This is a genomic window from Streptomyces sp. SLBN-8D4, assembly GCF_049739545.1.
Classification (GTDB): Bacteria; Actinomycetota; Actinomycetes; order Streptomycetales; family Streptomycetaceae; genus Streptomyces; species Streptomyces canus_C.
Genome location: NZ_JBMGQC010000001.1, coordinates 8418147 through 8435763 on the forward strand (window position 1 = coordinate 8418147; position 17617 = coordinate 8435763).

Below are 17617 nucleotides of genomic sequence, written 5' to 3' on the forward strand. Positions count from 1 at the left end.
AGGTCTCGCCGAGGCGTGAATCCCACGACTTGCCTGGTCGCCTCCGGTGACCGGAGAACGGAGTGGACTATGGCCTGCCGTCCGTCACAGGGACTGTCGCCTCATGTCCCCGACCAGGAAGTGGCCCGCCACCCGGGAGACACCACGGGCAGCGAACGGCGCGACCCCCGTCCGCTCGCGGCGCTGGACCCACACGGGCTGCTCGTGCTGTCGCACACTCTGTTCACGTGCGCGGAACAGGGTGAGATCGTGCGGTTGGCCATGTGGCAGGTCAGAGCCCTTGGCCCCTACCGCGCCGAGGCGGGATACCTCGCGACGGGCGACGGTCTGTCACGCGTTCCAGGCCACGACGCGGGAGCACCAACGGTCGACGACGCACAAATGACGGAGCTGGGCGGGGCCGACGGCTCCGTATCCCTTCCGGCGCGGCCCTGGAACCGGGCGTTCGGCCTGCGCGGAGCCGACGGTCTGCTGGGCTACATCGTGGTCTCCTCCCCCTCCGGGCCCGACGAGCAGGGGCACTTCCTCCTCGAGACGCTCGTGAAACTCACAGCCGCGGCCCTGTCACTGGCGGCAACACGCGCCTCGCAGCACGACAACGCCGGCGAACTGACCCGCCTCCGCACCGAACGGGACACCGCACTGCGGCAGCTGGACGCGATGTACTCCGAGCTGCACCTGCAGAAGAAGGTGCACGAGACCCTCGCCCGTGTTACTGCACGGGGCGGTGGCGAGGACGCCATCACCCAGGCGCTGTACGAGCTCACCGGGCTGTCGGCACTCATCGAGGACCGGTTCGGCAACCTGAGGTCCTGGGCCGGTCCCGACCGGCCCGACCCTCATCCGGTGCGGTCCTCGACCCGCCAGGAAGAGATGCTGCGGCTGGTCGCGCGCGAGGCGGGCCCGGTCAGGGTCAAGGCCCGGCTGATCGCCCTCGTCAGGCCGCGCGGCCACCTCCTCGGCGTACTCGCCCTGGAGGACCCCGAGGCGACGGCCGACGAGCACACCATGTTCGCCTTGGATCACGCCCAGCGCCTGCTCGCTCAGGAGCTCCTGCATGTGCGCGAGCTCACCGAGGTCGAACTGCGGTTGCGCCGCCAGCTGATCGACGACCTGCTGGAGGGCACTGACGAGACGAGCGCCTACGCCCGGGCCGAAGCCCTCGGCCACGACCTGCGGCGTACCCACTACGTGGTCGTGGTGCACTGGCCGGGCAACGCCGCAGACGACTCCTTCACCCGGGCCGTCGAACGAGCGACAGCCACCACGGCGGCCCATACGCTGATCACCCGTCGCGGCGACCGGGTGGTCCTGCTGACCGAAGCAAGGCCCGACGACGATGCCGTGCACGCGGCGCTGGCCCATGAGCTGGGGACATCCGCCGGAGCGATCGGGGTGAGCACCCGCTGCGACTCCCCGGACGCGGTTCCCCGCTGTTATCAGGAGGCACTGCGGGCCCTGGAGGTGCGGCAGAACTCCCGCGAGCGCAGCGGGACGACGTTCTTCGACGAACTCGGGCTGTACCGGATCCTGGGGCCGGGCAACGATCTCCGGGAACTCGAAGGTTTCGTGCGGGAGTGGCTCGGCCGGCTGATCGACTACGACGCAGAGCACGACGCGCAGTTGGTGGAAACGCTCTCGCGCTACTTCGACTGCGGAGGCAACTACGACGACGCGGCCGTCGCACTGACGGTCCACCGCAGCACCCTGCGCTACCGGCTGCAGCGCATCCGGGAGATCAGCGACCGCGACCTGGCGGATGTGGACACCCGGCTCAATCTGCAGGTGGCAACGCGCGTCTGGAAGATCATCCTGGGCGGGCGGCGCTGACCGCGGAAACCCGGCCGGGCCGGCGCAGCGGGTCGGTCCGGCTGCCGGAGCCCGCCGACATGTGTCTTGGAGCGCTGCCCCCCCATCCTTTTCTCGCGGCCTTCCGCCGCCATCGCCCCGCGCACGGGGGCTGACGGGACGGGCGGGCACGGGGGCCACCGCGTGCCGGGCCAGCAGGAGCGGTAGCGGTGCGGTGCCTGGCGGGTCGCGACCTCTTCCGCACTTCTCTCACGAACGCGACGAGGCGGGGCGGAAGGCGCGCGTGCGCCTCACAGGCCGCGGAGAAGGGCTCGGGTCTCGTGGTCGATCTGCCGGGCCTCTCCGGTGGGTACCATCACGATCGGTATGTCCGCCCCCGGCCCGCTGACGATCGCGGGCCGGCTCGCGTCGTCGGGCGTGCGCAGGCCGCCGGTCAGGCCGAGGGCGGTGAGCCGGGTGCATACCTCTTCGCGGACCTCGGGCTGGTCTTCGCCGATCTCCCCGGTGAAGACCAGGGCGTCGAGCCGGTCGAGGGACGCGGCCATCGCGGCGATGCCGCGGCGACAGTGATGAGTGAAGACGTCCAGGGCGAGAGCGGCGCGCTCGTCGCCCGCTGCCCGGCTGCGGACGAGGTCGCGGGTGTCGTCGGAGGTGCCGGAGAGGCCGAGCAGACCGGAACGGTGATTCAGTGCGTCCTCGATGTCGTCGGCGGACAGACGGTGCCGCGTCTGCAGCCAGGTCAGGGCGCCGGGGTCCACGCTTCCGCTGCGGTGGCACATCACCAACCCCTCCAGCGGTGTGAAGCCCATGGTGGTGTCGACGCTGGTCCCGTTGCGCACCGCACAGGCGGAGCAGCCGCCGCCGAGGTGGGTGATCACCAGGTGGAGCTGCTGGGGGCGCTGACCGAGCAGCTCGGCCGCCCGGCCGAGTGCCCAGGAGTAGGACAGCCCGTGGAAGCCGTAGCGGCGTATCCCGTACTCCTCGCGCCAGGTGGCGGGCACCGCGTACTCGCGGGCGGCGGCGGGCAGGCCGGTGTGGAAGACGGTGTCGAAGCAGGCTGCGTGCGGGACGTCGGGTAGCAGGTTCCGGGCGGTGTCCAGGACGGTGAGGGCCGGCGGGACGTGCAGCGGTGCCAGGTCGGCCACACTCCTGAGGGCGGCCCGGATCTCGTCGTCGACCAGGACGTGGCTGCGCAGTCCGGGCCCGCCGTGGACGATGCGGTGACCCACGGCAGTGGGCGATGGCGTGCGGGCCAGCAGGTGCCGCAAAGGGCCGGACACGTCTTCGCCGGGTGCGGAGGCGCTGTGGTGTTCGGCCAGGACCTGCCCGTCGTCGCCGAACACGGTCAGCCTCAGGCTGGACGAGCCTGCGGCGGCCACCAGGACCGGGCCGATGTCTCCTGCCGACACGGTGCTCCTTCCCGCGAGTGCGGGGAAGCCGGGTACCCGCCTGACCTCGTAGGAAACGGAGGCTCACCGGATGATCTTCCTGCGCGGCAACGTGTTCGGGTCGGTTGCCTGGAGCCAACTGCCTCCAGGCAACCGACTTCAGGCTCTGGAAGAACCCGAGTTTCTTCGGGCTGACCTGGTCCGGATCTTGGTCCTGGACCTGTGGCGTTGGCGTGCGAGTCCTGCGGTACGACGTGGCACATGTCGTAGAAACCGTCCACGGACGTCCAGTTGCTGCGTCCGCACCCACGCTGGGGCAATACGGATGCGAGTTGGCTTCCCGCAGTTCCGCGCTCTCTCCTGGCTGGTCACCCCGGGCTTGGACCCGTCGTCGACGTCCGCCCGGCGCATTCACTTCCACAACGTCATCGGGTGGGCCCCGAAGTCGGTGGCCACCTGCTCCACCGTGACACCCGGGCCGTGGGTCCTCGCGACCCGCACGACATCCTGGCGGAACTCTTAAAGATGTCACCCGATCGTGCAGCAGACCCCCGAGATCTGCGGAGAGAAGATGTGACGCAGCTTCTAGGCGCCGTCGCGGCCGTGGTCGGCGGCGTACGCGGCGAACACTTCCGTCGGCGGGCCGCCTGTACGGAGGAAACGCTGGTCGAGGACGTCGGCGAGGTCTTTCAGCGCCCCGGCCAGCAGGGTGCCGGCCAGTCGCACCTCCGGCCGTCCAGCCCCCTCCCCGCGCTGGGCCAGCACGGCGGCGTAGCCGATCATGGCCGCCAGCGACGAATGGTCCTCCCCGTCATGGAAGTAGTACGCCTCGGCGTACTGGGTGAAGTCGATGCGGACCCGCACGACTTCAGTGGACAGGCTGTCCAGCAGCAGCGCTCCCGCAGTGCAGTCGACCTGCCGTGTTGCCGGATCGGCGTCGCGCAGCAGAGCCAGTCGGATGGCCAGGACCCTCCTGCGGGTCAGCGCGGGATAGATCTCCAGCACCCAGGAGACGGTGGCTGTCAGGAGGGCGAAACCGACGAGGGCTTCGAGCGGTGAGACCAGACGGAGCCATCCCTCGGCAGGCGCGATGTCGCCCAACCCGAGGGTGGCCACCGTGACGAGCGACAGGTACAGGGAGTCGAGCAGCGCCGGCTCCTGCGCCGCCTTGGAACCGGGGGAGAAGGTGAAAGCCCCTGGCATGTGGGGCCAGTAGACGATCGCCCAGCCAAGGACGACCATGACGGCCCACATGCCCACGACCGTCACCATGGCGAGCGGCCCGACGAGCCCGACCACGCGCCCGGTTGCACGGAAACGCCGGGCGAGCCGCCACAGCGCTGTCATCACGAGGCGGCTCAGACCACCGTGCCGGGTGGGGTGCCACAGCGTATGAAACAGGTCCCGCAAGGTGACCATGACGAACGCGGCGCCAACCAGCGACACCAACCACTTCATTCGTGTCTCCCCACGGCTTGTCTCATAGGAAGCTGTTGTCTTTCCGATCTTGAGCGGTGACGGGTCGAAGGCGGGTTCCGTTTGGGTGATCTCCCGCAGCGCAGCGCGGACATGACCGGGTTACGGTTGGCGGCAACGGACGGGAGGGCCTCATGGCCGAGGTGAAGATCGCCACCCCCAGGGGAGCGATGCCGGCCTACGTGGCCACTCCAGCCGGACAGGGGCCTTGGCCGGGGGTGGTGGTGCTGCACGACTTCGGGGGGATGAGTCAGGACACGCGCAACCAGGCCGACTGGCTGGCCGGCGAGGGCTACCTGGCCGCCGCTCCGGACCAATACTGGTGGGGCGGCATGCTGCGTTGCCTGCGCACCATCGTCCGCGAACTGGAAACCCGGCAGGGACGCACCTTTGACGACATCGAAGCCGCTCGTGGCTGGCTGGCCAACCACGACTGGTGCACCGGCAGAATCGGGGTGATCGGCTACTGCATGGGCGGCGGGTATGCCCTGGCACTGGCCCCCGGCCGAGGTTTCGCTGCCTCCAGCAGCAACTACGGCGGCTGCCCGAAGGACGCCGAGCGGTTGCTGGCGGGGGCCTGTCCGGTCGTAGCCAGCTATGGCGGCAAGGACCGCTCGCCGATGGGACGCCGCGCCGCCGGTCAACTGGAGCAGGCTTTGAGCGTCAACGGGGTGGAACACGACGTCAAGGTCTATCCCGAAGCCGGCCATGGGTTTCTCAACAACCACCCGCCCTCTGACATGACAGCGCTGACGGTGGTGCTGAGCAAGATCTCTGGGACCCGCTACCACGAGCCCTCGGCCCAAGATGCCCGCCGCCGGATCGTTGCCTTCTTCAATGCGCACCTGAAGACGTAAGGCATGAGGACGGGGCGTCTTGAACAGCTCGTGAGCGCTGAGGTCCGGCCGCTGCTGCCGACATCTGGCTGGACGGTAGGCGTCCCGGTCCAGCTCGGTCAGATCGTCCTTCTTCGGCGCCTTCCCGCCTGGCGCCACGACCTCGGTTCGGGCGGAACCGCTTGGGATCGCGCGGAGGGCCCTGCGTGAGGCTTCCATCACGGACTCCAGTGAGTTCGGCGGCCGCCCCGTCGGCGCACCGCCGTCGTTCGGCGGCGCTCCTTCATGGTCGGGCGGGTCGTATGGCGCCACCAGGGCCGTCCGGGGCAGGCGAGGGGCCCTTCGGCGCCTCCTCACACCGGGACCGTGATGACGGGGCAGTGGGCTTGGTGCAGTACTCCCTGGCTCACCGAGCCCAGCAGCATGCCCGTGAACCCGCCGTGTCCGCGGGTTCCCACGACCAGACCGAGGGCGTGTTCTGAGGCTTCGGTCAGAACCCGCACGGGGTGGCCCAGGACGACTTCGTGGTGCAGATCGACTTCCGGGTGCGTCGCGGTGCGGCCCGCGACCGTCTCGGACAGTACGCGGCGGCATTCCCGCACCGCCGCGTCCTCATCACGGACACCGAGGAGCGGCGGATGCCACACGTACAGGGCCCTGAGGACTGCCCCGCGGAGGGCAGCCTCCTCGAACGCCCAGTCCACCGCCGCGGTGGCATGCGGGCTGCCGTCGACGCCGACGACGAAGTACGGGGGCTCCTGGGTGATGTGCTCCGGCTCCGGAACGGCGACGACCGGGCAGGGAGCGTGTGCGGAGAGCGGGAGCGCCACGGAGGCGGAGGTGAACATTTCGCGCCGGGTGCTCAGATGCCAGGAGCCCACCACGACCAGGGAGGCGTCCCGTGCCTCCTCGCGCAGAACCCACGCCGGCTCTCCTTCCGCCAGCACCGTCGATACCTCCACCGTCGGCCGCCGGGACTCGACGAAGGCGACCGCCTCCTTGAGAGACTCGGTACCCGCTTCGTGCAGCGTGCGGTTCCACTCCTCCCAGGAGGGCCGTGCCTCACCTGTTCGGTATCCACCTGTCGGCACACCTTGGGCGTGCACCAGCCGAACCGGCAGGCCACGGCGATCCGCCTCGTCGACGGCCCAGGCGAGTGCCAGCCGCTTCGAGGGGTCGGGGTCGACCCCCACGACGATCGCCCGACGCCCGTCCGCACTGCTCATGGCACCTCCAGGAGATTGCCGTCGCCGTCCTCTCACGGTCCTTCCAGCGTGACCCCAGCCGTCGCGAGCCGCCACGTCACCGCTCCGCGAGCGCTCGATCCGGCGGTGCCCGGCTGTGCGGCACCCGGCTGGCTGGCCGACTACGTAATGTGCGGCCGGTTGATGCGGGGTGTTGTGGCCTGGTGGAGCCTGGGAGGGAGGTCGGCAACCGGGGCCCCGGGCGTTCGACAGCTTGCTGCTCGGTTCCAGCGCCGTCGCGCACGGCAGCGGGGCCGGCCCGACCGGAACGATCCCGTACCGCTGGTGGTCGACGGCTCGCCGGTGGGCGACCGAGTGGCCACCGCGGACCGTATGGAGGGAGGCTGGAGAGAGGTGATCCATGTTCCGGAAGCTGTTTCGGTCACCGGGAAGGCTGCCACCAGGTCGGGTGACCAGCTGATGGGAGAAGGCCATGAGGGTTGGAGTGCTGACCGGCGGCGGTGACTGTCCCGGCCTCAACGCCGTGATCCGCAGCGTCGTCCGCAAGGGCATCCAGGAGTACGGCATTGACTTCGTCGGTCTGCGAGACGGCTGGCTCGGACTGCTCCAGGACAACGTGAGGCCGCTCGACATCCCCAGCGTGCGCGGAATCCTCCCCCGCGGCGGCACCATCCTCGGCTCCTCCCGCACCAACCCGTTCAAGCACGAGGACGGCCTGCGCCGTGTACAGGACACCCTTGCAGCGCACAACGTGGACGCGCTCATAGCGATCGGCGGCGAGGACACACTAGGTGTCGCCACCGAGCTGAGCCGTCAGGGGATCAACCTGGTCGGTGTACCGAAGACCATCGACAACGACGTGTCCGGCACCGACTACACCTTCGGCTTCGACACCGCCGTCGGCATCGCGACCGAGGCCGTCGACCGCCTCCACACGACCGCTGAGTCGCACATGCGCACCCTGGTGGTCGAGGTGATGGGACGGCACTCCGGGTGGATCGCGCTGCATGCCGGCATCGCGGGCGGCGCCAACGCGATCCTCATCCCGGAGCGGCCCTTCGACATCGATCAGGTCTGCGCGTGGGTGCAAAGCCGATTTGAGATCAACTATGCGCCGATCGTCGTGGTGGCCGAGGGAGCCGTCCCCCATGAGGGACAGATGATGCTCAAGGACCAGGCGTTGGACGAGTTCGGCCATGTGCGGCTGTCCGGCATCGGCGAGTGGCTGGCCCGGGAGATCTCGGAACGCACGGGCACGGATGCTCGCACCACGGTCCTGGGCCACGTCCAGCGCGGCGGGACTCCGAGCGCCTTCGACCGGTGGCTGGCCACGCGCTTCGGACTGCATGCCGTGGACGCGGTCAAGGACGGTGACTTCGGCAAGATGGTGGCCCTGCACGGCACGCGGATCGTCCGGATTCCGCTCGCCGACGCCACAGAGACGACCAAGAAGGTCGATCCGTCGCTCTACGACGAGTTCAAGGTGTTCTTCGGCTGACCCCCAGCCACTCGCCGGATCGCCGTCGGACGCCGGTTCACGACCAGCCCATGTGCGGAACGACTGCCACCGGACAGCGGGCGTGGTGCACTACGGCGTGGGTGACGGACCCCAGTCTGCCGTCGACCGCCTGCGGATCGGTACGGCGGCCCACGACGAGCAGCTCTGAGCCGCGGGACGTGTTCAAGAGCGCTTCGGCGGGGTGGAGCAGCACGACGTCGGGACGGACCGGCACCCGCGGGTACTTCTCCTGCCACGGGCGCAGGGCGTCGGAAAGTTGCAGTACCTCCTGATCCTCCCAGGTGGCACGGTCCTCCTCGGTCACCGCCAGCGTTCGGGAAGACACGGAGTCGGCAGGAAGGGTCCATGCCTGGACCACCCGCAGATGTGCTCCCCGTGCCTCAGCGGCCGAGAACGCGAAGTCCGCCGTTTCGCTGACCGGGTGATGCGCGTCGAATCCAACCACCGCCTGGGCGGCGCCGCGTGCTGCGGGTCTCCCTGCTCCCAAGGCGTCGGCGCGCTGTTGGGGTACCAACACGACGGGGCAAGGGGCTGCCATGGCCATCCGCAGGGCCACCGAGCCGACCACGAGCCCGTCGAAGCCGCCCGCGCCCCGTGTGCCGACCACGAGGATCCCGGCGGTGCGTGCCGCAGCCAGGAGTGCCGAGGCTGGTGCGTCATCGGCCTGTTCAGTCCGCATGGCGAGGTCCGGGTGGCGTTCGCCGAGGTCGGCAACCGCCCGCTGGAGCATCTGCTCACCCATGTGCCGCAACCAGTCCACGGCCGGGAGCGGCACGGCGGCGCCCGGCAGCAGCGGGAAGGCATGTATCAGGCGCAGCTGAACACCACGCCGCGCGGCCTCTCGCGCCGCCCAGCCGGCTGCCACCGAACTGTGCACGGACCCGTCGATACCCGCCAGCACAGGGCGACTCATCGTGTCCTCCTTCGCCGGGCGTGGACCTCCGCGGAGAACCGCTCAGCCCCTGCCGTTTCCCTTCCACTGTTCCACGGCGGGAACGCGATGGCGTCTGCACCGGTGGGGAGGCGCGGGCCCAATGGGAGCACTCGCTTCTCAAGAAACTGCGACAGTCCGACATCGACGTTAGCTTCAGTCCTCCCGAACCGTTGCCGCTGGAGGCGTGCGCCCACGATCTCGACCAGCGGATCGACCTGGCTGGGGTCCGTCATTGAGGAGCACGGCAGGCCACGGACCAATGGGCCGTCGAATGGGATCGGATGGGGCCGCAGTGGGGACGCAGGGACCAGCTAGTTCTTCCGCGCCGGCAGCCCGTAGATCCCCGAGGGCTGCCGCCTACTGTGTGAGGCACGCGAGAACGGGCAAACGCGGGACCGCACCGTCCCGCAGATGTATCTGCGCCAGTTCGCCGAGCATTGGCCGCAGGCACTACGAACTCACGGTCCGCCGCATCGGCAACATCGACGAGCCGTTTCCGGCGATGCCGAAGAACGTCTTCGCCGTACGCGGCTACTAGTGGGGCACGACACGGGACGGCGTGCCGCACCATGCCGTGGGAGACCTGTTCACGCAGCTCGAAGGCGCGCCGCCACCGTGATGAAGGCAGTGCTCGACGACCGTGAGGGAGCCCTCACCGGCCAATGGCCTCTGGACACCGAGGAACGCCTCCACCTCGCCTGGTGGATGGCCGCCCAGATCCTGCGTACCACGAGACAACGCAAGCGACTTGAGCATGTCTGCGGGGAGGCCGAACGTCTGGATGCGCCCGCAGAAGTCGCCGCGATCGATGGGGGCTGGAATTCACCTCGATGTGCCCGCTGACCAGCGGTGTGCCTGTGGTGCTCTTCAACGCTCCGGACGCGGAGACCAGCTCGCCGCCACGGCGGCCTGTGAGGTCCTGCTTGACCCGGGCCAGGGCGAACACCACGCCACGGCTGGTGAGTTCGCGACGGAGTTCATCGACCGCGTCGAGGGCGGTGATGTCGACCTCGACGTTGGCCTCGGTGCTGAGGACCAACCAGCGCACGGTGTCGGTCTGTTCGTCCACGGCGGCGACGGCGGGGCGGTGGAAGACGGCCGCGTCAGCGAAGAACAGTGGCGAGTCATAGCGGTAGACCAGCAGGCCAGGGAGCGTACGGGCCTGCAGGTAGTCGTCGAACGTCGTGCATGCCGACGACGCCGGGCACGACTCCCTCGGCGGCGGCGGCGGCGTCGTCGTGCGGACGGGCGACCCGGGTCAGCAGCTCAGCCATCGACAGGCCGACGGCGCCGAGCCCCAACGGCCCCTGAAGACAGGGCCGTTCAGCCCTGCACCCGCGGACCTTCGGCATCCGGCGGCCACCGCCGCGCAAGACGAGGGTGAGGGACGACAGATACCGAACGGACTCACCCTCCCCGAAGGGATCACCGCCATGGCCGTGCACGAGCACCCTCACCGGAGCTCCGGCTTCCACCTGCCGTCCTTCCGCAGGAGGGGGACCGCCTCCGCATCCGAGTCCGGCGTGTCGGCACTCAGCGGCACGCACACCGCGCAGGCCTACATCTTCGCGTCCCTGCGCCTGCTCACGGGGTTCGTCTTCCTGTGGGCCTTCCTCGACAAGACCTTCGGCCTCGGCTACGCCACCCCGTCCGGCAAGGGCTGGATCGACGGCGGCTCGCCCACCAAGGGCTTCCTCAGCGGTGTCGCCGCCGGACCGATGGAGTCCACGTTCCACTCCTGGGCCGGGGACCCGTGGGCGGACTGGCTGTTCATGCTCGGTCTGCTCGGGATCGGCGTCGCGCTCGTCGCCGGTGCGGCGATGCGGTTCGCGGCCGTGGCCGGCACCGTGATGATGGCGCTGATGTGGGTCGCCGAGTGGCCGCCCGCCCAGCACCTCTCCGACGGTTCGCCGAGCATGTCGACGAACCCCTTCGCGGACTACCACCTCATCTACGCCGTCGTGCTGATCGCCCTGGCCGCCGCCTCCGCCGGCGACACCCTCGGCCTCGGCAGGGTCTGGGCCAAGCTCCCGCTCGTCCGCCACAGCCGCTGGCTGCGCTGACCCGGGGGAGGCGCGGCGGGCCCCATCAGGGGGGGGGCAGGGGTCCGCCGTGCCGAAGGCCCGCCTGGGCCGGTCGGCCCATGGCAGGGACCTGCGGCCCCTGCCATGGGCCTCATCCGAAGAAGAAGTTCCAATCGGGATCCCCGATCCAGGAGGTGGAGATCATGACCCGCACCGTCACCGTCGGTCTCGACGGCTCGGCCGAGAGCCGCGCGGCGGCCGAGTGGGCCGCCCGTGAAGCGCAGCTGCTTGGCCTGCCGCTGAAACTGGTGCACGTCTGGGAGCCGGTTCCGGCGCCCATGGCCCAGGCGCCTCTTCTGGGCGCCGAGACCCAGCAGCACTGGACCGAGCGGATACCCCGCGAGGCCGCCGAAGGTGTCCGTCTGCGCCACCCGGCATCGAGGTGATCACCGAGCAGTTGTCCGGCCGGCCCGCCGAGGCGCTGGCGGGTGCGGCGAAGGACGCCGAGCTGCTGGTCCTGGGCTCGCGCGGACTGAGCGGGGTCGGGGGGTTCATGGTCGGCTCGGTAGGTCTGTCGGCCGTGGCGCATGCCGAGCGGCCTGTCGTCCTGGTGAGGGCCGGTGAGCAGGCTGCCGACGAGCACGAGATGGACCCGGTCGGCATCCGGTCCGCCGCAGCCCCGTTCCGGCCCGTCGTCCTCGGCCTCGACGTCGAGAGCCCGGACGAGGAGCTGATCGAGTTCGCCTTCGCGGCCGCGGCCCGCCGGAGCACCTCCCTGCGGGTGTTCCACGGCTGGAACCCGCCGCCGTACTACGCCTACGGCCTGTCCGTGGACCTGGAACTCCACGGAGAACTGGCCCGGTCCGAGACCACTGCGCTGAGGGAGGTCATGAGCCCGTGGCGGAAGAAGTTCCCTGAGGTCGAGGTCGTCGAGGAGTCCTCCTACGGCAGCCCCGGCAACCACCTCGTCGACGCCTCCCGCGAGGCCTCCCTGGTCGTCGTCGGCCGCCGCATCCGCCGCAGCGCGCTCGGCGCCCACATCGGCCCCGTCACGCACGCCGTCCTGCACCACTCCACCGCCCCCGTCGCTGTCGTCCCGCACAACTGACTCAGGAGACCCGAGGAGTCGCACCATGAAGGCAGCGGTCGTACGAGCCTTCGGCGAGCCTTTGGTCATCGAGTAACGGCCCGGCCCCGAGCCCGGCCCCGGCCAGGTCCGCGTCCGGGTCGAGGGCTCCGGGCTCTGCCGCACCGACATCCACGCCGCCGATGGGCACCACGACCACCCCCTTCGACATGGTCGCCCGCAACGACCTCGACCGCTACCGCCTGGTCATGGACGTCATCGACCGCGTCCCCGGGCTCGCCGTCCGCGCCGCCGCCGTACGACAGGAGATGGCCGAAGCCGCACCCGCCACCAGGCGTGGATCCGCGAACACGGCACCGACCTGCCCGAGGTCGCCGACTGGACCTGGAACGCCTGAAAGCCCCTTCCACGCAAGGGAGTGCACCGCCATGACCGTACGTGTCGGCATCAACGGCTTCGGTCGCATCGGCCGCAGCTATCTCCGCGCGGCACTCGACCGCGCCGAAGCGGGCACCCAGGACATCGAGGTGGTCGCCATCAACGACGTCACCTCGCCGGCCACCCTGGCCCACCTCCTGGAGCGACGCCTCCACGTTCGGACACATCGGACGCGAGGTCGTGCACGACGACAGCTCGATCACCGTCGACGGCAGGCGCATCGACGTCAGCGCCGAACGCGATCCGTCAGCCCTGCACTGGTCCGACTACGGCGCCGGCATCGTGATCGAGTCCACCGGCCGCTTCCGCGACCGCGACTCGGCCGCCCTGCACCTGAAGGCCGGCGCTCACACCGTGCTGCTGTCCGCGCCCGGCAAGAACGCGGACGCCACCATCGTGATGGGCGTCAACGACACGACGTACGACCGCAGCCAGGACCGGATCGTCTCGGCCGCCTCCTGCACCACCAACTGCGTCGCCCCGATGGTGAAGGTGCTGCACGAGGTCTTCGGCATCGACCGCGGCGTGATGACCACCATCCACGGCTACACCAACGACCAGGCCCTGATCGACAGCCCGCACAAGGACCTGCGCCGGGCCCGCTCGGCAGCGCTCAGCATCATCCCGACCAGTACGGGTGCCGCCCGTGCCGTCGGGCTCGTGGTGCCGGAGCTGGCCGGCGCGCTGGACGGGATCGCGGTCCGTGTTCCGGTCGAGGACGGTTCCCTCACCGACCTCGCCGTGGTCCTGCGCCGCGAAGCGACCGTGGACGAGGTCAACGAGGCGTTCACGGCAGCCGCCGAGGGACCGCTGCACGGCATCCTCCGGGTGTCGAAGGCACCCATCCTTTCCCGCGACGTCATCGGCGATCCCTCCTCCTGCATCTTCGACCCGGCCCTCACCCAGGCCAACGGCACCCTCGTCAAGATCTTCGGCTGGTATGACAACGAGTGGGGCTACACCAACAGGCTCCTCGACCTCACAGCCCTCGTCGCCGACGAGTGACACAGCCCGGAGGGGGCCGGTGCCGCCGATCACCGGTCCCCTTCGCACGCCAGGGACGACCAGCGGAAACGTTGGGCCGACCGGCCCCCGGAGCACCCCGGACAGCCCATGGGAGCCAGCCACGATCCGCTGGATGCTCGAAGTGCCGAGAGGCTTGGAGAAGATCCCCCATGACGGACGACGTGCTCAACCGACCCCCGGTCCACGCCCTGCTCGCGGACGGCACCACCGTGTGCATCCGCCCCGCGGCGCCCGGAGACCACGATCAACTGGAAGGGCTCTACGAGGAGATGTCCCCGGAGAACCTGCGGCTCAGGTTCTTCGCGGCGAGCCGCCGATCGGCTGCCGTGGCCGCCGACCGCGCCTGTGCCCCGGCCCGTTCCGGCTACCGCGCCCTGCTGGCGGAGACCCAGGGCCGGGTGATCGGCCTCGCCGAGTACGACACGGGCGACGACAAGGACGCGGTGGAGATCTCCACTGGTCCTGTTCGGCCTCGGCGGTACGGCCACCGAAGTACTCGCGGACCACGCGGCCCGGCTCGCCCCGCTCACCGACCACGACGTGCACGACCTGATCACGTCCCCGCGCTGCGCCCCGCTGCTGTTCGGCGCGCAGGGCAGCGCCCCTGTCGACCTCGAAGCCCTGGAACGACTGCTGCTGCGGCTGTCCCGGATGGCCGCGGATCTGCCGCAGCTCGCCGAGGCCGACTTCAATCCGGTCCTCGCGGCTCCGGGGCAGGTCACCGTGCTCGACGCACGCGTCCGCCTGCTGCCGCGCCGGCCCCACGACCCCTATCTGCGCCGACTCCGCTGAGGAGGATCAGCCATGAAGCACAACAAGGTCGGCTCCGTGATGACCGGTGATGTCGTCCGGGCCGAGTACGGCACCCCGTTCAAGGAGGTGGCGCGGCTGCTCGCCGACCACCACATCAGCGGACTCCCGGTCGTCGACGAGGACGACAAGGTCATCGGCGTCATCTCCGAAACGGACCTCATGGTGCGCCAGGCGGCAACCCCTGATCCCTTCGACCCCCCGCGCCGTCGGCGGCTCCCCGTGCTGACGCGCAGCGCCCGGCAGCAGGCCGTGAAGGCCCAGGCACGTACGGCCGGGCAGCTGATGAGCGAGCCGCCGGTCACCGTGCGTGCCGACGACAGCATCGTCGAGGCCGCCCGGACGATGGCCCAGCGGCGCGTGGAGCGGCTGCCCGTCCTCGACGAGGAACACCGGCTCGTCGGCATCGTCACCCGCCGCGACCTGCTCCAGGTCTTCCTGCGGCCGGACCCGGAGATCCGCGACCAGGTCGTCCACGAGGTGCTGGTTCGCGCCTTGTGGGTGCCGCCCCACAGCATCGACGTCTCCGTGACGGAAGGGGTCGTCACCCTCACCGGCCAGATGGAGCGCAAGAGCGAGACGGAGATCGCCGTCTCCATGACCCGACAGATCGACGGCGTCGTAGCCGTGGTCGACAGGCTCACCTGGCTCCTGGACGACGAACGGCTCCAGCCCGACGAACAGGCACTGCACGGTGTGGCCGACGACTGGCTGCGCAAGCTGTGAGAGGAGGCGGACCACCATGACCGGCAAGACTGGCAAGGTGCTGGTGGCCTACGGAACGACGAGCGGCTCGACCGCACAAATAGCCGAAGCCATCGCCGAGGTTCTGCGCAAGGACGGGCTGACAGTGGAGGTGCTGCCCGCCCGCTCCGTGACGAGCGTGTCCTCGTACGACGCCGTCGTGGTCGGCGGCGGACTGTACGCCGGACGCTGGCACAAGGACGCCCGCCGCTTCGTCCGGCGGCACGGCCGAACCCTCGCCGAACGCCCGCTCTGGTTCTTCAGCAGCGGGCCGCTCGACGCCTCGGCCGCCGAGCGGGACATCCCGCCCGTGCCCGGCGTGAAGCGGACCATGACAGGGCTGAACGCGAACGGACACGTCACCTTCGGCGGCTGCCTCGAAGAAGGTGCGAAGGGGTGGGTGGCCGGGATGATCCTGCGCTCCGGAAAGGGTGGAGACTTCCGGGACTTCACCCAGATCGAAGCGTGGGCAGGGCGCGTAGCGGGTGAGTTGACGGCACGCGAAGCGTGAGGAGAGCGACGATGACAGGGCACAGGGACTCGCGCAGGATCCCCGTGTGACCGCTCCTGGTGCGCTACCGGGCCGCCCGCCCAACGACCACCAGCCCGGCACTCGCGGTCCCTTGGGCCAGGGCCTCTGCCGGAGGCAGCAGCCGGACGTCTTCCCACACGGGCACCTTCGGGTACTTCTCCCGCCACGGCCGTAGTGCGTCGGTCAGCAGACTGCGCCGCGGTGTACGACACCTCCGGGCACGAGCCGGAGCCGCCGGAGAACGAGGGACGGCTTGTGGCCGCGGAACCCGCCGGAGAGGTGCGCCGGCCCGCTGGAGCCGTCGTCCTGGCCCGCTCCGCCGCCCCGCTGGACACCCGTATCGCGGCTGTCTGGGGCTGGTCCGCCGAGATCGGCGTCGCCGGGCTGGCCGCGTCCGCGCTGCTGTCCGTGCGCCTGGCCCGCTGGGTCGGCCGCCCGTTGTCGACGCTGGACGTCAGAGCCCGGCGACTGGGTGAGGGCGTCCTCGACGAGCGGGCCGCCGTCGGGGCCGGGCCGCCGGACGTGCGTGGGCTGGCCGCCACCTTCAACACCATGGCGGCCCGCACGGAAGCCCTGGTCCATGGCCACCGGCCGGTGATCGCCGATGTGTCCCACCAGCTGCGCACCCCGCTGACCGCGCTGCGGCTGCGCCTCGACGTCCTGGCCGCCGGTGCCGAGGGTGACACCGCCGCGGAGCTGGGCGCCGCGCAAGAGGAGGTCGCACGGTTGTCCCGGTTGGTCGACGGGCTGCTGGTGGTCGCGCGCGCCGAGGAGGCGGCGCCGCGTTCGACCGCGGTGGGGATCGACGAGGTGGTGGCCGAGCGAGTGGCCGCCTGGTCGCCCGGCGCCGAGGAACGCGATATCCGGCTGACCGCCGTGTCCCAGGAGCTGCCGTTGACCGTTGCGCTGGGTGCGGGGCATCTGGAGCAGATCCTCGACAACCTGATCGCCAACGCCGTGGATGCCGCCCTCGAAGGCGGAAGCATCACCCTCGACCGTGGCACGGTGGGGGATGTGGTCCGGGTGTTCGTGCGGGACGAAGGTCCCGGGATGACGGACGAGGCGAGGGCGGTCGCCTTCCGGCGGTTCGGCAACCCCAAGGCCCGGGGCGCGGGCCTGGGGCTGGCCATCGTGCACCGGCTGGTCACCGCCGACAGCGGTACGGCACGGCTGGAGGACACGCCCGGTGGCGGGCTGACCGTCGTACTGGATCTGCCTCTGTGGCGGGAGGGCGCGCACGAGCGGGGCGGGGTGTTGAGATCTTTACCGGTTCTGAAGGAGACGTGAGCGAGTTTCTAGGTGCCGTGCGCACAGCCTGGAGGTGCACGCAGCCGATCCGGGCCGCCGATCTTCAGGAGCGCTGCCATGGCCCCCTCGCCCGACGACTTCCCGCCGACACCCGCCCCGGCTTCTTCCTCGCACGCACGTGACCTCGGTCTGCGCCGCAGCCGCCGCACCACGCTGTGGATCGCGGTCACGGCTGCGGCCGGCGCGGCGGCTCTCGGCGGTGTCTACACGCATGTGCTGCCAGCTGGTTCGGCCGCCCCCGCGCCGGCGAACACACCGGTCCACCATCCCGCGGCGTCGCCTGCGGGGAAGGACGACGAGGGGAGCAGGGAGCCGAACGGTCACCAGGACGGCGAGGATGACGACGACGAGGAGGGCGCGGCTCCCGTTGCGCAACCGGCTCCGCAGCCCCCGGCCCAGCCGCCCGCCGCGACCCAGCAGCAGCCGCAGACCACGACGGGGGCGTCATGAGCACCCACATTTCGGCCCTCTCTCCCTCGCA

General features: G+C 70.4%; 13 protein-coding genes and 6 pseudogenes. 14 read left to right on the plus strand and 5 right to left on the minus strand.

The window, feature by feature from the left end; all coding sequences use genetic code 11:
* The first annotated feature begins 69 nt into the window (after positions 1-69).
* Entirely contained in the window at positions 70-1830 is a 1761-nt protein-coding gene (locus RKD20_RS38185) for a PucR family transcriptional regulator (RefSeq protein ID WP_424881684.1), read from the plus strand.
* A 269-nt stretch (positions 1831-2099) separates the two neighbouring features.
* Here RKD20_RS38185 and RKD20_RS38190 read toward each other — a convergent pair whose 3' ends face one another.
* Positions 2100-3218 (minus strand): acetate/propionate family kinase, encoded by a 1119-nt coding sequence (locus RKD20_RS38190; RefSeq protein WP_424881685.1) that lies wholly within the window; start codon positions 3216-3218, stop codon positions 2100-2102.
* A 564-nt stretch (positions 3219-3782) separates the two neighbouring features.
* The gene (locus RKD20_RS38195; protein WP_424881686.1) at positions 3783-4655 is read right to left on the minus strand and encodes a potassium channel family protein; all 873 of its coding nucleotides are present in this window, start codon (positions 4653-4655) and stop codon (positions 3783-3785) included.
* 152 nt (positions 4656-4807) lie between these two features.
* Between RKD20_RS38195 and RKD20_RS38200 the strand changes: the two genes are divergently transcribed.
* Positions 4808-5530: a dienelactone hydrolase family protein gene (locus tag RKD20_RS38200; RefSeq protein WP_424881687.1), complete on the plus strand. Its 723-nt coding sequence runs from the start codon at positions 4808-4810 to the stop codon at positions 5528-5530.
* A gap of 332 nt (positions 5531-5862) precedes the next feature.
* Here RKD20_RS38200 and RKD20_RS38205 read toward each other — a convergent pair whose 3' ends face one another.
* Entirely contained in the window at positions 5863-6735 is an 873-nt protein-coding gene (locus RKD20_RS38205) for a universal stress protein (protein ID WP_424881688.1), read from the minus strand.
* 451 nt (positions 6736-7186) lie between these two features.
* Here RKD20_RS38205 and RKD20_RS38210 point away from each other — a divergent pair, with 451 nt between their 5' ends.
* Positions 7187-8212 (plus strand): 6-phosphofructokinase, encoded by a 1026-nt coding sequence (locus tag RKD20_RS38210; protein WP_424881689.1) that lies wholly within the window; start codon positions 7187-7189, stop codon positions 8210-8212.
* 37 nt (positions 8213-8249) lie between these two features.
* On the opposite strand, the gene RKD20_RS38215 is transcribed toward RKD20_RS38210, so the two are convergent.
* Both RKD20_RS38215 and RKD20_RS38220 read right to left on the minus strand, forming a co-directional pair.
* A complete protein-coding gene (locus tag RKD20_RS38215) occupies positions 8250-9146 on the minus strand; it encodes a universal stress protein (protein WP_424881690.1) in 897 nt (298 codons plus the stop codon).
* A 934-nt stretch (positions 9147-10080) separates the two neighbouring features.
* A pseudogene (locus RKD20_RS38220) lies at positions 10081-10465 on the minus strand (STAS domain-containing protein); the annotation flags it as partial.
* A gap of 135 nt (positions 10466-10600) precedes the next feature.
* Here RKD20_RS38220 and RKD20_RS38225 point away from each other — a divergent pair.
* The 11 genes and pseudogenes from RKD20_RS38225 (at position 10601) to RKD20_RS38275 (ending at position 17586) form a co-directional block, all read left to right on the plus strand.
* Entirely contained in the window at positions 10601-11230 is a 630-nt protein-coding gene (locus RKD20_RS38225; protein WP_424881691.1) for a hypothetical protein, read from the plus strand.
* A 164-nt stretch (positions 11231-11394) separates the two neighbouring features.
* A pseudogene (locus tag RKD20_RS38230) lies at positions 11395-11747 on the plus strand (universal stress protein); the annotation flags it as partial.
* A 90-nt stretch (positions 11748-11837) separates the two neighbouring features.
* On the plus strand, positions 11838-12299 hold the full coding sequence (locus RKD20_RS38235; protein ID WP_424883416.1) for a universal stress protein: 462 nt from the start codon (positions 11838-11840) through the stop codon (positions 12297-12299).
* A 25-nt stretch (positions 12300-12324) separates the two neighbouring features.
* Positions 12325-12528: pseudogene (locus RKD20_RS38240) on the plus strand (hypothetical protein); the annotation flags it as partial.
* Positions 12464-12675: pseudogene (locus RKD20_RS38245) on the plus strand (hypothetical protein); the annotation flags it as partial. The pseudogenes RKD20_RS38240 and RKD20_RS38245, both read left to right, overlap by 65 nt.
* Before the next feature lie 31 nt (positions 12676-12706).
* Positions 12707-13721: pseudogene (gene gap / locus RKD20_RS38250) on the plus strand (type I glyceraldehyde-3-phosphate dehydrogenase).
* Positions 13722-14195: 474 nt separating this feature from the next.
* Positions 14196-14534, plus strand: a pseudogene (locus tag RKD20_RS38255) (acetate--CoA ligase family protein); the annotation flags it as partial.
* A 12-nt stretch (positions 14535-14546) separates the two neighbouring features.
* Positions 14547-15278 (plus strand): CBS domain-containing protein, encoded by a 732-nt coding sequence (locus RKD20_RS38260; RefSeq protein ID WP_424881692.1) that lies wholly within the window; start codon positions 14547-14549, stop codon positions 15276-15278.
* 16 nt (positions 15279-15294) lie between these two features.
* Entirely contained in the window at positions 15295-15807 is a 513-nt protein-coding gene (locus tag RKD20_RS38265; protein WP_424881693.1) for a flavodoxin domain-containing protein, read from the plus strand.
* Between the two features lie 222 nt (positions 15808-16029).
* On the plus strand, positions 16030-17115 hold the full coding sequence (locus RKD20_RS38270; protein WP_424881694.1) for a HAMP domain-containing sensor histidine kinase: 1086 nt from the start codon (positions 16030-16032) through the stop codon (positions 17113-17115).
* A 78-nt stretch (positions 17116-17193) separates the two neighbouring features.
* Entirely contained in the window at positions 17194-17586 is a 393-nt protein-coding gene (locus RKD20_RS38275; protein WP_424881695.1) for a hypothetical protein, read from the plus strand.
* Positions 17587-17617: the final 31 nt, after the last annotated feature.

Excerpts from the sequence above, each read along its gene's own strand:
- RKD20_RS38185 (WP_424881684.1), top strand. The coding sequence starts at position 70 with ATGGCCTGCCGTCCGTCACAGGGACTGTCGCCTCATGTCCCCGACCAG.
- RKD20_RS38195 (WP_424881686.1), bottom strand. The coding sequence starts at position 4,655 with ATGAAGTGGTTGGTGTCGCTGGTTGGCGCCGCGTTCGTCATGGTCACC.
- RKD20_RS38200 (WP_424881687.1), top strand. The coding sequence starts at position 4,808 with ATGGCCGAGGTGAAGATCGCCACCCCCAGGGGAGCGATGCCGGCCTAC.
- RKD20_RS38205 (WP_424881688.1), bottom strand. The coding sequence starts at position 6,735 with ATGAGCAGTGCGGACGGGCGTCGGGCGATCGTCGTGGGGGTCGACCCC.
- RKD20_RS38210 (WP_424881689.1), top strand. The coding sequence starts at position 7,187 with ATGAGGGTTGGAGTGCTGACCGGCGGCGGTGACTGTCCCGGCCTCAAC.
- RKD20_RS38215 (WP_424881690.1), bottom strand. The coding sequence starts at position 9,146 with ATGAGTCGCCCTGTGCTGGCGGGTATCGACGGGTCCGTGCACAGTTCG.
- RKD20_RS38225 (WP_424881691.1), top strand. The coding sequence starts at position 10,601 with ATGGCCGTGCACGAGCACCCTCACCGGAGCTCCGGCTTCCACCTGCCG.
- RKD20_RS38235 (WP_424883416.1), top strand. The coding sequence starts at position 11,838 with ATGGACCCGGTCGGCATCCGGTCCGCCGCAGCCCCGTTCCGGCCCGTC.
- RKD20_RS38260 (WP_424881692.1), top strand. The coding sequence starts at position 14,547 with ATGAAGCACAACAAGGTCGGCTCCGTGATGACCGGTGATGTCGTCCGG.
- RKD20_RS38265 (WP_424881693.1), top strand. The coding sequence starts at position 15,295 with ATGACCGGCAAGACTGGCAAGGTGCTGGTGGCCTACGGAACGACGAGC.
- RKD20_RS38275 (WP_424881695.1), top strand. The coding sequence starts at position 17,194 with ATGGCCCCCTCGCCCGACGACTTCCCGCCGACACCCGCCCCGGCTTCT.